Genomic DNA, 15,739 nt, shown 5'->3' with positions numbered 1-15,739 from the left:
ATGGCAAATGGGGACGGCAGTGTTTTTGAGCAGGCCATTCGAAATTTTCTAGGACCTGTTGTGCCTCTGCTGGAGGACGAGAGAGTCACTGAAGTGATGATTAATGGTCACAATGAGATCTGGGTCGAAGTTGCTGGAAAAATTCAAAAAACAAATCTCAATTTCAAGAACGAGGACGCCTTGCGAGCGGCGGTCAACAATATTGCTCAAAGCGTGGGAAGGCGAATCAGCGACGAGGAACCCCGGCTCGATGCTCGGTTGCCCAACGGCTATCGGATCCATGCGGTGATTCCGCCCTGTTCGAGGAAGGGAACGACTGTTGCAATTCGAAAATTTTCTACTAAGCAAATGTCATTTAAGGACTATGTGAACATAGGAGCTATGACTGTTGATGCGGCCCAATTTCTTGATGTGTGCATGAAATTGGGAAAAAATATTTTGGTCAGCGGAGGTACGGGATCGGGAAAGACAACGCTGCTTGGTGTTTTGTGCAATCGGATACCCAAAGGACAGAGGATTATTGTTATTGAAGACGCCAGTGAGTTGAGGGTTGAATACGAGCATGTTGTCTTTTTTGAAACGAGGCTGGCGGATGAACAGGGTCGTGGCGAAGTGACGATTCGTGATTTACTTAAGAGCAGTTTGCGCCTACGGCCCGATCGTATTATTGTTGGTGAAGTGCGTGGGTCAGAGGCCCTTGAGCTCGTGCAAGCCATGAACACCGGGCACAAAGGTTGTTTGGGAACCGTGCACGCGAATTCCCCAAGTGATGCAATTGTGCGCTTGGAGGCTCTTGCCCAAGGCGGAGACAAAGGTCTTAGTGAAAAAGCTCTGCGCTACCAAATTGCTTCTGCCATAGATTTGATAGTACAAGTTTCTCGGTATTCTGATGGCTCCCGGCGGTTAGGGAGCATAGCGGAGGTCAGAGGATTTACCTCCGATGGTTCCTATGATGTTGTGCCGTTGCTAAATCTGAGTCGTTTGACGAAGGGACCAGATGGAAAACTCATAGGCCAGTTGCAACCCACCGGGGAGATTCCATCCTTTATGTCTGAGATTGAGGACAATCAAATTCCCTTTTCGCGGAGTAAATTTGGAGCCAAGGCATCCTGAATAACTGACGAAATAAGGCTAAAAGTTATCGCCCATCAATTTAGCGCGACGCTTCTGGTGCTACGTATCAATTCTATCAAGTCTCTACAACAGAGTGAAAAAACAAGGGAATATCATTTGTTTTCGACCTTCATAGTCGTTACAACGAGGATGTGCATTTTAGCGGAAAGATTACCAATTCGGTTCTAGCTCATGTGAGCCGCCAGGGAGCGGGAATGGAAGGTCTATATGATCTTACAGATCTTCCCGAGGAATTTCTGCGTGATCCGTCCTGCTGGCTTGAGTCTCAAAAAGTGGAGCAATTTTTAGGCGCCGTAAGTCGGGAGTATGGCGATAGGATGGGTGATTGGAATCTGATGGAAAGCGTTGGACACAACTGCCATGAGCTTTGGTCTTGGGGCGTATTGGATAGCGTTTTGCGAATGATGCCCAATGCCCAGGATGTTTATCAGCAGCCCCATCGTTTCTTGTCCTATTTTGTATCGCCGGCACCTGATCTTGCACAGGTTCATCGAGAGAGCGAATCAATAAGATTTGAAATGCCTTGGGTGGCTGAAGAATACCCGTTGACGTCGGAGTACTTGCGAGCGGCCCTTGAGGCTTTGCCTTCCTATGTTGGAAAACAGCGGGCGATGGTGCGTTGGCGTGGTCACCAAATATCAATTGGGTGGTCTGACGCTCAACAGAGTTTTTTTGAAGACGAAGACAGCGACGCGAACTTTAAACCAGAACTTGTTAAGACAATGCGACAATCATTGGAATTGGCTCAACGGGAACTTGAAGAGCGCAAGAGGGAACTGGTTCTTAAAGACTTTCAAATTGAAAAGTATCGGACGCAGCTTGAGAACTTGGTTTGCTTGGCTGAAAATAGCCAGCAAGGGGTTCGCGAGTTTTCGGAATCTCGAAATTTCGATGGGCGTCTTGATCTATTAAAGTCTCAATTGAGGCGCCTTGATGATTATATGGTTCGAGCGCAACAACTTGTAACCATACTTGTGGGTCAAGGGCGAAAGGACCCCCAGGTCCATGAAGCGATGAAGCGAGTCGATTGGGATTACTTACGTTCGACGTTTCCTCAGCTCATCAAAGACATGGTGGCAAGTTTGGTTGGATTGCAGACGGAGCTGCGGGGAGCGGCCATCCAAATGCCTTCGGAGCAAGGGACTGCTAACTCTTCCGATTGGCCCAATCGTGGCAATATGAATCGACAGTTAAATCTTTAAATGAGAAGCAACATTAAAGGAGAGCATTAGTGGCAAAAGTTAAGAACATTCATGGTAGAGAAATATTGGACAGCCGCGGTACCCCGACTGTTGAAGTGGAAGTGACATTCGATTCTGGACATATGGGACGATTCGCAGTTCCATCAGGCGCTTCGACTGGAGCCTACGAGGCCCATGAGCTCCGCGACAAAGATCCGAAAAGACATTTTGGCAAAGGAGTTAGAATTGCCGTTGAGAACATCAATAATATTTTGTCCAAGAAACTTGTTGGTGAGAAGTTCGTTAGTGTAGAGGATTTCGATAAATTGCTCCTAAATATTGACGGAACCGAGAACAAATCAAAAATCGGTGCCAACGCAATTCTTGGCGTTTCTGTTGCCGCCGCTAAAGCTGCTGCATTAGCCGAAAATTTGGCTTTTTATCGTTATTTGGGGGGTGCCGGTGCAACGAAGCTTCCTGTGCCTCTCATGAATGTTGTAAATGGCGGAGCCCATGCGAACAATGGCGTAGACGTTCAGGAATTCATGATCGTACCCGTTGTGGGTGAGTCTTTTTCTGAATCGCTTCGAGCGGGTTGTGAAATATTTCATTCTTTAAAGAAAATCATAAATGAAAAAGGAATGACGACGGCAGTCGGAGATGAGGGCGGTTTTGCCCCCAAATTATCGCGAAATCAAGATGCTCTTCAACTCATTATGAAAGCCATAGAGAAGGCCGGTTATAAACCCGGTCAAGAGGTTTTCCTCGCTCTCGATGTTGCAGCAACTGAAATGTATAACAATGGTAAATATTCTTGGGAAGGTCGGTCGATATCCTCTGTGGAATTGGCTGATATCTATAAGTCTTGGATGAAAGAATATCCGCTTGTTTCAATTGAAGATGGGTTTTCTGAAGATGACTGGGAGGGATGGATCCAATTTACGAAATCAGTGGGTGATAAGATTCAGTTGGTTGGTGATGATTTGTTTGTGACCAACCCAAAACGCCTCCAGGAGGGAATTAGCCGCGGAGCTGCGAATGCCCTCTTGGTGAAGGTGAATCAAATTGGAACGCTCTCAGAAACAATCAAAGCCGTTAAGATGGCCCAACAGGCTTCTTATCGGACAGTCATGTCACATCGCAGCGGTGAGACTGAAGATGCAACAATTGCTGACTTGGCTGTGGGCTTGGAAACGGAGCAGATCAAGACGGGATCTCTTTGCAGAGGCGAGCGGACAGCGAAATACAATCAGCTTTTGCGAATAGAGGAAGATCTGGGTTCAAAGGCTAAGTACTGGGGATCTCAGGCTTTTCATGCTTAGTTTGGCCTTCGCGTGGGGAGGAGTTTCATTGAATTTCAGCGGAACTCCTCAATACCTGGACTTTTATCCTTCCTTTTTTAAGGTATGATAAAGGTGATGGGTATAACCCGTATGTTTCAGTGGATACAAGAGCAGTTGAATCACCCTCTTCGGGTCTTGTGGTTTTGTGCCGCTCTTGCATTTTTCAATCTGTTTGCCGACGGAAGTTTGATTCGTCTGTGGGAGTTACATAATGATTTCTACAAAATCCAAAATCAGACCTCCGTTCTTGAAGGTCGTTCTCTAGAGCTTGATGAGAAACTGCGTCATGCCTCGGATCCCTTGTTTATTGAGAGAGAAGCTCGTGATCGTTTTGACCTAGTTGGGCAAGGTGATCTGGTTTTTGTTTTTTCTGATGATGAAGATGAATCGGCAAGCACGAATGACACTCATTAAAATGTCGAGTTCAACATTTTTTATGCACTATCCAAATCGTCCGGAGTACCAAATAAAAAAGTTACTTTTTTAAAGGAGGCTTTCTTATGTCTTTAGGTCGGGTGAAGTGTTTTTTTTCCCACCAAGGTTATGGATATATCCAGCATCACGATGGAACGCCTATATATTTTCATTACACCTCATGGGGTGATGGTGGTAGAGTTGACGACTCAATCGTTGGGTTAGATGTAGATTACGATCTTTTGGAAACATCAAGGGGGCCGGAAGCAACGAATATTCGGCCTTTGAGAAGATGAAAATTCTCGATTTTGATTGAATAGCATATTAGAGGGGGATTTGAATGGAGTGGGATGGTCTAAAAGTCAGGCAGTTACGCCTGAGGCTTGGTTGGTGCACGGCGAATATGGCGCGCCGTTTAGATTGCTCCCAGAGGACAATTTTGAGTTGGGAATTGGGCGAAGCATTGCCAGATCCTCGATATTTTTCTCCATTGAAAACCTTGCTTTCTTTTGCTGAAGCCAACGCCGAATGGGTCAAGCAAAGAAACGTGGCTGAAAATTTAATCAGAGAGAATGGACTACAGCAGATAAATCGCGAAGAGATCTATAGGCTGACAGACAAGGTCCAGTAAAATGAAAAGACTATTTCTCGTTGACGTCAGCTCGATGTTTTTTCGGGCCTTTTATGCTATTCCTCCGCTCTCGAGCCCCAAGGGCACGCCGACAAATGCCTTGTATGGGTTGCTGTCGATGACAGTAAAATTGTTGAGAGAGAATAAGCCTGACTACATGGTTTTTTGTTATGATCGGATAGAGCCATCCTTTCGGCAGGGCCTCTACTCCGAGTACAAAGCCAATCGCAAGGAAATGCCCGAAGAGCTCGTGCCCCAAGTTCCTTACCTTAAGAAGTTGCCAGAAATTTTGGGAATAGCCGCACTAGATTGTCCGGGCTACGAAGCTGATGATGTGATCGGTACCCTCGCGAAAAAGGGAAGAGCGAACAACTTAGAGGTAATCATAGTGAGTGGAGACAAGGACTTTGCGCAGTTAGTCTCTCCTTTCACTGTGCTTTACGACACGATGAAAAATGTAAAATATGATAGTCATGGAGTTGTTGGAAAATGGGGAGTGGCTCCCGAACAAATGATTGACTACTTGGCTTTAGTTGGAGATTCCAGTGATAATATTCCTGGAGTCAGGGGGATAGGGCCTAAGGGCGCCATTCATTTATTAAATGAATTCCGAACTTTAGATGGAATCTATCAAAATATCGACAAAATTTCTGCTAAGGCTCAGAAAGCTCGTTTGATAGAAAACAAAGATATGGCACTGCTTTCCCAAAAGCTGGTGACCATTGTTCAAGATATTGATCTTGATTTTAAGTGGGATGATTTTCGTCTTAAACCCATTGATAAAGACCGGCTTCGGGATTTTCTATTGGAAATGGGATTCAAATCATTTGAAAAAAGTCTTCTCGGCGAGAGCAAAAATGATATTCAAGCTGGGTTTCCAAAAGAGGAGGCCAGCGCTCAGATCAAAAAAGTTCACCTGATAAAAAATCTGAGAATCGATCGACTGCCGAAGGAAAAAGCAAATCACAGAAATGGATTGAAAGAAATTGGACCATTGAGGAGCTGAAGTCTTCGATTGAACCTTATTCGAAACTTTGGGGGCTCAGGACCGATCGTGGTTTTTTATTTGGATATAAAGGTCGGGTCGGATACGCAGAGGGTGAGGATAGAGAGATCGGAAGAGTGCTAAGTGGTAAATTTCTGAAATGGAAAGGTTTTGATCTCAAAGAGGTTTTTCGATCCTTGCAGATCAGTGATCCCCTGGTGGTATGGGATGCTATGCTCGCCGCCTATGTTCTTGATCCGGGAAGTGTTGATGATTTCAACCAGATCTATCAGAGATATTGCGAAAAAAATGTCCCTGACTTGGCTTCTGCAGGTCAAATAATGAGCTGTCATTCAGAAATTAAATTTATTCTTCTTGAAAAGCTCGATGAGATGGGAGGAAAAGGGATTTATGAGCATCTAGAGATCCCTCTTGTTCCTGTTCTTTATCATATGGAGAGACAAGGAATAGGTATAGATGTTGCGGAGCTAAATGAACAGGGCAAACTCCTCGCTCAGGATCTGTCCCTGTTGCAAATTGAAATTCACAGGGCTGCTGGTCAATCTTTTAACATAGCGAGCCCAAAGCAACTCGGCGAGATTCTTTTTGAGAAAATGAAAATTCCGGCGGGGAAAAAGACAAAATCTGGATATTCAACCGCAAGCGATGTGATAGAGAAATTAGCTGTTGAGTTTCCAATTTGCGGTTTGGTTCTTAAGTATCGCGAATTGGCAAAGTTAAAATCGACTTATGTCGACGCACTCCCTCAGCTGATCAGTAAGGAAACGGGCAGGTTGCATACCCACTATCGACAGGCAGCCACATCTACGGGAAGGCTTTCAAGCGTAAATCCAAATCTCCAGAATATTCCGATCCGCACTGAGAGAGGGAGAATGGTTCGCAAAGCGTTTGTCGCCGAAAAAGGAAAATTATTTATTTCGGCCGACTACAGTCAAATCGAACTCCGTATTCTTGCTCATGTCACGGGCGATGAGGGTCTTGTTCGAGCATTCAAGGAAGATCTTGATATCCATTCTGCGACAGCTTCTGAAATTTTTAATCTTCCTCTCAAAGATGTGACATCTGAGTTCAGACGAAAAGCAAAAGCTGTGAACTTTGGAATTGCTTATGGACAAGGGGTTTTTGGATTGGCCCAGACTTTGGGGATTTCACGTGGCGAGTCTGCTGAAATTATAAAAAAATATTTTGAACGTTTTAAAAAAGTGAAGGAGTACATGACGGAGACAGTCGAAAAGGCAAAGATCAATGGATTTGTCGAAACAATTTTCGGGCGTCGCAGATACATTCAGGAACTCAAATCCTCTCGTCCAGCGGTCAGAGCCTTCGGAGAGAGAGCCGCCATTAATGCTCCGATTCAAGGCGCGGCCAGTGATCTGGTAAAAATGGCAATGATTCAACTTTACCAGGAAATCGAGTCTCCAATGATTTTGCAGGTACACGACGAACTCCTCTTTGAGTGCGAGGAAAAGGTTGTTGAGAGTCAGTCTGCTGAAATAAAAAAGGTAATGGAGAATGTGGCTAAACTAGATATTCCCCTAAAAGTTAACTTGGCTTGGGGTAGAAACTGGGAAGAAGCTCATTCTTAATGCCATCGGCCTTTTTGTCTACATCGTTTCCCATCCGACAACACGTCCTCCTTCGAAGTAGATGAGCCTCATTTCACGTCGATAGCCATCCTCCGAGGAGATATACTTTGAATACTTCCAACACTCGTTTCGATAGATGGGGTTCCCTGCAACTTCAACAATCTCGGGGTCTCCCCAGGATTCTGTTACTGCTTTTTGGCTCATTCCTATCACAATATCATTGCTCTCAATAAGTTTTGCCATTTCATCAGAGTAACCTCCGTTGTCGGTGTCGGAAATCCCGAGGCTTTGAACCCATCGCTCACGAGCTTCGATGGTCGGGATCTGCAGAAATAGGATGCGGTCTTGATCACTTTTTAGAAATGCCTGATAGCGGTAATACTGTTGCTTTTGAAGTTTTGTTGGAATTGCAGATTCCATGCGTTTGAGCCGCAGTCTTTGTTCGATGTTTGCTTGGTCCTGTTCATTTAATGTTTGAGAGGGATTTATACCTAGTTCCTCGAAGGCGAGTTGTTCCTGGCGCATTCTTCGGCTTTGATAGAAATCGACCGCAGAATTGGATTCTTGAAATTCTGCCCCCAGATAGCCGCTGTCAGGATGGCGCTGTAGAAGGGAGCAGGACGAAAGTCCAAGCATTAAGAGTGGAACTGAAAGAACGTAGCTTTGCAGCATCTGGGACCTCCTGAGTCGATATCGGTATGAAACAAGAATTTTTAAGTCCAAGGATCGGCTAAATTTTGTCATAATGTTGAAATGGCGGACTTAAAAACCACGAATTTTGAAAAAAGCAGTGAAAAAGGAATTTCTGAAGCCCAGGTGGGCTCAATTTCTCTTGAGGATATCGATAAATTTTTAGAGGAATCTGATCCAGCGTTTAGTATGTCTTTGGCAGATATTGTTCCAGAGGAGCTAAAGACCGACGCTGAGATAAGTTCTTTGGACCTGGACGAAAAAGCACTGAGTGAGGACGATGAGCAAAAGGAGAAAAAGAAGAGTTTTTTGGATAGATATCCACAGGTGCAAACGGCCATCGCCAAAAGTCTTGTACCTATAAAAGGAATTCCAACAAAATCTAGAACTTTCATCTTGAAATTGCGGAATGAATTCCTCTCTGTTTTATTTGGGTTTTGGAGTTTTTGTCGTCATGGACTTCCTGACAGACTGAGGTATTTATTAGCTCAAATAAAGGCGGCTATTGCCTTCTGTCTTGAACTCAATCGCAGGTTTTGGGCAAAGACCTGGAAGGAGAAAATACTCTATGGATCTGCCTTGGTATTTTTTGTTGGATTTAGCTCGATGGTAGCAAAAAACATGAAGGGGAGGTGGCTGCCCTCTCTCTTTTTGGATTACACAAGAGAGCTTGGTTTGATCTCAAACAAGGTGCAGGTTTACGACAGTAAAAAGGAGATTTTACTCGCAGATGCGTTTCCACAGCCCTTTTTTACTGTATTGCTGGAAAAGATCGTACTGAATTTTCGAAAAACATCAGAACATCAAAATCCCATGGGGGCATTTAAGTTTTATGTGCGTGTTGACTCACAGGAAACAGCTGTCGAAGTTAAGGATCGGCAGATTGAATTGTTAGATAGCATGCAAAGAGCCCTCGAAGAACTCACCTACGAAGAGGCCAACGGTCCTGGTGGCAAAACAACAATTAAATCCCTTGTGAGGAACGAGATCAATCGAGTTTTGAGCCAAGGCCGGGCCCTTGAAATAGATATTGAAATGATGATCACGAAACCTTAGCTTCTGCCTCCAATTCTTCGCAGTGGTTAATTGTCGGGACCGTCTGATGTGAGAGAGCGAAGGTCTATTTGGTAGGTTCTTATCCGGTCATGAAGAGTGCTTTTGGGCAGACCCAAATCAGCGGCGGTTTTTCGCTGATTTCCATTATTTATTTGGAGCCTTCTCTCTATGAGAGCTCTTTCCAAATCTTTAATTACATTTCCTGACAGAGGTTCAGGTCCGATGGGAGATATCTTTGATAGAGAAACGCCAAAGTTTTCGGGAAGGATATCAATCAAGTTTTCTACGTCAGAGGCCATGACCCTATCTCGGCAGAGGGTTTTTGCTCTGGCTACCACGTTTTTGAGTTCTCGGATATTTCCTGGCCAACGATGTTCCTTTAGCCTGTCAATCGCCTCGGTCGAGAAAGCCACTTTGTATTCTCGGGCAAAGTGATGGAGAAGGTTTTCAAAATCTTCCATTCGATTTCTCAATGCGGGTGCTTTTATGTTTAAAATATTTAGGCGAAAATAGAGATCTGCGCGAAACTCCCCCTGAACCACTCTTTCCTTTAAGTTGTGATGGGTGGCGGCAACAATTCTGACGTCAGTTGTAATCGTGCGATCTGCGCCGACTGGCCGGATCTCTCGGTTTTCGAGGCATCTGAGAAGTTTTGGTTGGAGGCTCAATGGCAGGTCGCCGATTTCGTCAAGAAATAGAGTTCCCGCACGGGCCGATTCAAAGGCTCCTTTGCGATCATGAGTTGCATCTGTAAAACTCCCTTTTGCATGCCCAAAGAGCTCACTTTCGGCCAGGGACTCGCTCATAGCGCTGCAATTGACACTGACAAATGGGCCCTCGCGACGGGCTGAGTAGCGATGGATCATTTGAGCGAGAATTTCTTTGCCTGTCCCAGAGGGGCCGCCGATGAGAATGGCAAGGTCCGATCTGCTGAAGTTTGGAAGCGATCGTAATTTACTATTCCAAGAGGTATTCTTGCTCGTTAACAATAAAGACAAGGGGCGCTTGTCCCTTTCAGTGCGAAAAATAAGCTCAGAATTTCCAATGCGGATTCTATCATTGTGGGAAAGAGGAGCTTCCAATATCTGTGCTCCGTTGACCACAGTTCCGTGGCGGCTACGCAAATCTTTTAACACATAAATACCGTTGCGCCACTCGATCCGTGCATGACGGGATGAAACGGAGGGATCGTTGACTTGAAACTGGTTGTTGTCGTCTCGGCCAATCGTCAAAAACTCGCTGAGCTCGTGAACTTCGTGAGTTGGGCCTTCAAGGTGAGAGAGGAAGGCTTGGGGAACTTTCGGGCGGGAAATAGATTGAGTCATTTGGGTGTCCATGCAATACCTCGCAAAAGGGGTTTAATATAATGGCGGACCGTCGTTAGATTGAAAGTAATTACAATTCTGGTGCCGAGGTAATTTTGCCCCTTTTCGCCTCAATTCGAGGAGAGAGTCCAGATTCTCGGATTTGCGTCGCAGGATTTGGACTGGATACTCATTGATCCTTGTCATGATCTTGGAAAAAGCTTAGCTTGGCGCACATGAAAATCGATTTTCTGATGAGTGGAGTTCAACCCAAAGACTATCCTTCGCCTGATCTGCCTGAGGTGGCCCTTCTTGGGCGGTCCAATTCGGGCAAGTCCTCGTTTATCAATGCCTTGGCCAATAAAAAAATTGCAAAAGTATCGGCCTCCCCAGGAAAGACTCGCTTGCTGAATTTTTATTCGGCAGGCGAGCACTATAGATACGTCGATATGCCTGGATATGGTTTTGCCTCGCGGAGCCGTAACGAAATCAAGAGTTGGCGAAAAATGGTCGAGGTTTATATGATGGAGCGATCCTGTTTGACAGGCCTTCTCTTGATCATGGATGCAAGGCGAAAATGGACGGAGGACGAAGAATTACTTCGTGAATATGCCTTGGGAGCGAATTTGCCTCTCCTGGTAATTATGACAAAAGAGGACAAGCTTGGCAGAGAAGAGAAGTTGAGGCAGATGGGCCCAGTGGCTGAGATTGTTGGCAAGGAAAGTGTATTTATGGTGTCTAGCCTCAAGAAAACCGGAATTGCCGGGGTGGAAGAGGCAATTTTCGAGAGATGGATTCGCAACTGGAGTTCGCTCAAATGAAAATTATCGGAGTAATTCCAGCTCGTTATGGTTCTAGTCGATTTCCTGGGAAGCCATTGGTGCCGATTGCCGGGAAACCCTTGCTGCAATGGGTAATCGAGGGGGCACGAACGGCGAAACGCTTATCAGAGATATATGTTGCAACAGATCACTCTGAGATTTTTCAATTGGCAGAGAGTTGCGGAGTTCGTGCCATTATGACGGAGCCAGGCCTTCCATCGGGAAGTGACCGTGTCTGGGCAGCTTTGAAAGATATGGAGTGTGAAGTGGCTGTGAATATACAAGGAGACGAGCCGCTTCTGACGGGTGGGCTTCTGGATTCCCTGGTAGCTCCTTTCGAAGAGGATGTTCGCCTTGAAATGGCGACTTTGGGACGTGCATTAAAACCGGGAGATCTCGAATCAATGTCCGCTGCAAAGTTGATTGTAAACCAACGTCATGAGGCCATTTATTTTAGCCGATTTCCGATCCCTTATTCACGAATTGACGCAAAGCAACTTCCTCAAGTATGTTACAAACATATAGGTCTTTATGCCTATCGGAAGAGTTTTCTGAAGGTTTTTTGTGAGCACGGACCCGCCGATCTTGAATTGGCGGAGGGCTTAGAGCAATTGCGTGCTTTGTTTTTAGGAGCACGGATCCGTATGGTACAAGTTGAAGAGGATTCTTGGGGTGTTGACACCCCTGAGGATGTGGCGAAGATTGAGGCAATGATCCAAAAAAGGCGAGGAAATGGCAGGAGCTAAAAAATCCAATTTAAACAGGAACTCTCAGAAATTTGTTCGAAGTAAGAAACCTCTGAAAAAAATGAAGTCACCTCTCAAGTCGACCTCTGAGGTGTTTGAGCCGAAATTCATTTTTGTTACGGGAGGGGTCGTTTCCTCGATCGGAAAGGGACTAACGGCGGCGAGTTTGGGTACTTTGTTGGAATCTCGTGGACTTAAAGTATCACTTATGAAGTGCGATCCTTACATTAATGTCGATCCTGGAACAATGTCCCCTTTGCAACACGGCGAAGTTTACGTCACAGAAGATGGAGCCGAGACGGACTTGGATTTAGGTCATTATGAGAGATTTGTGCGCGTTTCTTTGACTCGTTCAAACTCGGTTACTGCAGGTCAGATCTATGAAAGCGTGATTTCAAAGGAGCGGCGGGGAGACTATCTGGGTGGTACGGTCCAAGTCATTCCTCACATCACCGATGAAATTAAATCTCGGATATTTCAGGCAGCTCAAGGCGCCGAAGTCATCATTGTTGAGATAGGTGGCACGATTGGTGATATTGAAGGACTTCCGTTTATCGAGGCCATTCGACAATTGAGGGTAGACGTTGGAATTCAGAATTCTATTTTTGTGCATGTCACCTATGTTCCATACATAGCCGCTGCAGGTGAGTTAAAGAGTAAGCCAACTCAACACTCAGTCAAAGAACTTCGTGAAGTCGGAATTCAGCCAGATTTTCTTATCTGCCGCACTGAAAAGCCCATTCCTCGTGAATTAAAATCAAAGATTGCTCTTTTTTGTTCCGTTCATCCGGATAATGTTATTGCAGCGCCTGATTCGGCGAGTATTTATCAGGTCCCACTGACTCTTCATCAGGAGGGCTTTGATGAGAAAGTTGCAAAGCGTCTGGGAATTGAAGTCGGTGAGCCAGCCATTCAGGAATGGGAGAAGATGGTTGCAACGCTCATGAATCCAAAGCATGAAACTAAAATTGGAATCGTGGGAAAGTACGTTGATCTGAAGGAGAGTTATAAATCATTACATGAAGCAATTATTCATGGAGGGATTGCCAATCACACGAAAGTGAATGTGGTCTATATTGATTCTGAATCGCTTAATACCAAGAATGCGAAAGAATCGCTTGCTGGTGTAGATGGAATTTTGGTTCCCGGTGGATTTGGCGAAAGGGGCGCTGAGGGGAAGATGGCCGCAATTCAATATGCACGCGAAAATAAAGTCCCCTTTTTTGGAATTTGTTTCGGAATGCAATTGGCGGCAATTGAGTTTGCCCGTCATGTTTGTGGGATAAAAGATGCGACGAGCCGCGAGTTTAATATACCAATAAAGAAAAACTACAATTTGGTCATTGATATGATGGAGGAGCAGCGCGGGGTTTCGGACAAGGGCGGGACCATGAGGTTGGGCTCTTACCCTTGTAGCCTCATTCATGGGACCCGAGTTCGTGAAATCTACGGTGAGTCATTGGTCCATGAACGACATCGTCATCGTTTTGAGTTCAATAACAAATATCGAGCTCTTTTTGAGAAGAAGGGCATGATTTCTTCTGGAGTTTGTAAAGAGCGAGATTTGGTTGAGATAGTTGAAATTAATGAGCACCCTTGGTTTATCGGTGTTCAGTTTCATCCTGAATTTAAATCAAGACCTTTACAACCACATCCCTTATTCACTTCCTTTGTTAAATCTGCAATTTTGGTTTCTTCATCTTTAAAATCAGAAATTCCTTCCAAGACAAGAAGAGGCGGAGTCACCGGAGCAAAATGGAAAGATCGTCTTTATCCAGCCCCAGAGGCAGGTTCCTGATGGATCGGGAGATGAATGCGGACCTCGATGAGGCGCGATCAGTATTGGAGATTGAAGCTCGAAGTATTTTGCATTTGCGTGAAAGGCTGGGTCGGGAATTCTCTAAAGCGGTTGAACTTGTCCTCGCCTGTCAAGGCAGAATTATTTCGACAGGAATTGGTAAATCGGGGATTATTGCTCGTAAATTAGCGGCCACCTTTACGTCCACGGGTACGCCAACAATATATCTTCACCCTGCCGAAGGCTCTCACGGGGACTTGGGCATTGTTACAAAGGATGATTTGGTTATTGCAATGAGCTATGGCGGGGAATCGGCCGAACTGGTTCCTATCATTTCTTATTGTGCGCGAAAAAACGTGGTGCTTATTGTGATGACTGCTAATTCGGAAAGCACTCTCGGACGAGCGGGAACTGTCTCTTTAGATATTGGCGTCGCAGAAGAAGCCTGTCCGCTTGGTCTAGCGCCGACGGCGAGTACGACAGTAAATTTAGCTTTGTGCGATGCTCTGGCGATGGCAGTTTTAAAGCGTCGAGGATTTAGCAAAGATGATTTTGCTGAGTTCCATCCGGGTGGGGCCTTGGGTCGCCGGTTGTTAACTCGAGTTCGAGATGTGATGCATGTCGGAGAGGCCCTTCCACTGGTTTCTCCTGACGAGGACATGGCCACAGTTGTGAGCCAAATGACTGCAAAGGAAGTTCGGGGAGTCGCAGGAGTTGTTCAGGAGGACGGAACCTTGATTGGCGTTGTGACAGATGGAGATATTCGTCGGCGATTGGAGAAGAGTAAATCTCCACTGCTGGAACGGGCAAGCGTCCTTATGTCTCGGCATCCCAAGACCATAGACGTGAACGAATTGGCTGAACGAGCTCTCTTTGTCATGGAGCAATTTCAAATTCAAATTCTTTTTGTCGTCGACAAGACGGCAGAAAACCCTTCGGCTCCTTTGGGGATCATTCACCTTCAAGATTTGTTGCGAGCTAAGGTTCGTTAGAGGCTTGGATCTTTCAAAATTTAGTTGGCAAATTTTTGAGAAATGAGACCTAAGCCCTGAGATTTTCGAAACGATAGCCTTAAATCGAAGATAACCATATGATGAAGATGCCGAGAGGTAGGTCTTTGGAATTCGGTATTGATCTCTAATTGTGCGAGATGAATTCATGAACTTGGTATCGAACTATTTATATCTTTTTCTGGCGATTGCTATTGCTCTTCCAGGCTATGCCGACACGATCGAATTTCCTGAGGATGAGTTGGCAAGTGAATCCGTATTGCCTGTCTTTGACAAGTTGGCGAACGTGAAAAACCGAAATGTTGTCACCGAAAAGAGAATTGAACTAGGGGGAGGATTTGGCTTTAATCTGATGGATCCGTTCTATAATCCACTCAATTTTCACGGTTCTCTTTCCTATCATTTTGATGAAATTCATGGAGTGAATCTGGCAGCGGCCTTTTGGCAAAGTGGTCTTTCCAGCTATGGGGAGCAATTGAGGAAGGGCGAAGGTCTAGATGGGGATTATTTCGATGCGAGTCGAGCTCCTCATCCTAAATATATGTTTATGGCCAACTACCAATACACGGCCTATTATGGAAAAATTAGCTATTCGAAAAAAATGGTTATGAATCTATCCATGTTTAGTCTCGTGGGCGTGGGAATGATTGGACTTGATGACCAGAGTGTCGTCGCCCTTAATGTTGGAGTCGGAGAGAAGTTCTATTTCACGCCGAATCTGGCACTTCGTCTGGATTTACGTGCCCTTATCTACAGAGGTCCGGATCCTACGACAAAAAGACTATTGCCAACAGATCCAATCCACCCAAGTTCAGCCTTTGACGAAGGAACCTTCATTCATGCCTTGATGACCCTTGCCCTCGTCTATCTTCTCTAGATCTTTGTCCTTAAGATCCCTTTTATTTGCTTATTCACCCGTCATTCATTCTCTTTACCAGACAGAAATCAGGGCCGGACCTCAGTGACAACGTCTAGAATTGCATGTGATGTGCTCAAAAACTCACCGTTTTACTGATACT

The 15,739-nt window shown here is 45.3% G+C and carries 16 protein-coding genes; 14 read left to right on the top strand and 2 right to left on the bottom strand.

The features are described 5' to 3' along the window. The 8 genes from IPJ71_13815 (at position 1) to IPJ71_13780 (ending at position 7,295) form a co-directional block, all read left to right on the top strand. On the top strand, positions 1-1,113 hold the full coding sequence (locus IPJ71_13815; GenBank protein ID MBK7844742.1) for a CpaF family protein: 1,113 nt from the start codon (positions 1-3) through the stop codon (positions 1,111-1,113). A gap of 215 nt (positions 1,114-1,328) precedes the next feature. Then, positions 1,329-2,336, top strand: coding sequence for a hypothetical protein (locus tag IPJ71_13810; protein MBK7844741.1), 1,008 nt, complete (start codon positions 1,329-1,331; stop codon positions 2,334-2,336). Between the two features lie 29 nt (positions 2,337-2,365). Then, positions 2,366-3,637, top strand: a complete 1,272-nt coding sequence (gene eno / locus IPJ71_13805) for a phosphopyruvate hydratase (GenBank protein MBK7844740.1) — start codon at positions 2,366-2,368, stop codon at positions 3,635-3,637. A 111-nt stretch (positions 3,638-3,748) separates the two neighbouring features. Then, the gene (locus IPJ71_13800) at positions 3,749-4,072 is read left to right on the top strand and encodes a septum formation initiator family protein (GenBank protein ID MBK7844739.1); all 324 of its coding nucleotides are present in this window, start codon (positions 3,749-3,751) and stop codon (positions 4,070-4,072) included. 86 nt (positions 4,073-4,158) lie between these two features. Beyond that, positions 4,159-4,368: a cold shock domain-containing protein gene (locus IPJ71_13795; protein ID MBK7844738.1), complete on the top strand. Its 210-nt coding sequence runs from the start codon at positions 4,159-4,161 to the stop codon at positions 4,366-4,368. 44 nt (positions 4,369-4,412) lie between these two features. After that, the gene (locus tag IPJ71_13790) at positions 4,413-4,703 is read left to right on the top strand and encodes a helix-turn-helix transcriptional regulator (GenBank protein MBK7844737.1); all 291 of its coding nucleotides are present in this window, start codon (positions 4,413-4,415) and stop codon (positions 4,701-4,703) included. Position 4,704: 1 nt separating this feature from the next. Beyond that, on the top strand, positions 4,705-5,709 hold the full coding sequence (locus IPJ71_13785) for a 5'-3' exonuclease (GenBank protein MBK7844736.1): 1,005 nt from the start codon (positions 4,705-4,707) through the stop codon (positions 5,707-5,709). Between the two features lie 212 nt (positions 5,710-5,921). Further along, complete coding sequence (locus IPJ71_13780) at positions 5,922-7,295, top strand: hypothetical protein (protein ID MBK7844735.1); 1,374 nt, start codon at positions 5,922-5,924, stop codon at positions 7,293-7,295. An 18-nt stretch (positions 7,296-7,313) separates the two neighbouring features. On the opposite strand, the gene IPJ71_13775 is transcribed toward IPJ71_13780, so the two are convergent. Continuing rightward, complete coding sequence (locus tag IPJ71_13775; GenBank protein ID MBK7844734.1) at positions 7,314-7,967, bottom strand: hypothetical protein; 654 nt, start codon at positions 7,965-7,967, stop codon at positions 7,314-7,316. Positions 7,968-8,048: 81 nt separating this feature from the next. Between IPJ71_13775 and IPJ71_13770 the strand changes: the two genes are divergently transcribed. Continuing rightward, on the top strand, positions 8,049-9,041 hold the full coding sequence (locus IPJ71_13770) for a flagellar basal body-associated FliL family protein (GenBank protein ID MBK7844733.1): 993 nt from the start codon (positions 8,049-8,051) through the stop codon (positions 9,039-9,041). Between the two features lie 26 nt (positions 9,042-9,067). Here the strand turns inward: IPJ71_13770 and IPJ71_13765 are convergent, their stop codons facing one another. After that, a complete protein-coding gene (locus IPJ71_13765) occupies positions 9,068-10,366 on the bottom strand; it encodes a sigma 54-interacting transcriptional regulator (protein MBK7844732.1) in 1,299 nt (432 codons plus the stop codon). Between the two features lie 215 nt (positions 10,367-10,581). Between IPJ71_13765 and ysxC the strand changes: the two genes are divergently transcribed. From ysxC to IPJ71_13740, 5 genes are all read left to right on the top strand, one after another. Next, positions 10,582-11,166 (top strand): ribosome biogenesis GTP-binding protein YsxC, encoded by a 585-nt coding sequence (ysxC, locus tag IPJ71_13760; protein MBK7844731.1) that lies wholly within the window; start codon positions 10,582-10,584, stop codon positions 11,164-11,166. Then, entirely contained in the window at positions 11,163-11,912 is a 750-nt protein-coding gene (gene kdsB / locus IPJ71_13755; protein ID MBK7844730.1) for a 3-deoxy-manno-octulosonate cytidylyltransferase, read from the top strand. The genes ysxC and kdsB overlap by 4 nt, the downstream gene beginning before the upstream one ends. Before the next feature lie 61 nt (positions 11,913-11,973). Continuing rightward, complete coding sequence (locus tag IPJ71_13750) at positions 11,974-13,710, top strand: CTP synthase (GenBank protein ID MBK7844729.1); 1,737 nt, start codon at positions 11,974-11,976, stop codon at positions 13,708-13,710. Positions 13,711-13,721: 11 nt separating this feature from the next. Beyond that, positions 13,722-14,702: a KpsF/GutQ family sugar-phosphate isomerase gene (locus tag IPJ71_13745; GenBank protein MBK7844728.1), complete on the top strand. Its 981-nt coding sequence runs from the start codon at positions 13,722-13,724 to the stop codon at positions 14,700-14,702. 166 nt (positions 14,703-14,868) lie between these two features. Continuing rightward, on the top strand, positions 14,869-15,597 hold the full coding sequence (locus IPJ71_13740) for an outer membrane beta-barrel domain-containing protein (GenBank protein ID MBK7844727.1): 729 nt from the start codon (positions 14,869-14,871) through the stop codon (positions 15,595-15,597). Positions 15,598-15,739: the final 142 nt, after the last annotated feature.

Source organism: Bdellovibrionales bacterium (genome assembly GCA_016714165.1).
In the GTDB taxonomy this organism is placed as follows: domain Bacteria; phylum Bdellovibrionota; class Bdellovibrionia; order Bdellovibrionales; family UBA1609; genus JADJVA01.
This window is presented reverse-complemented; position numbering and strand designations above follow the sequence as displayed.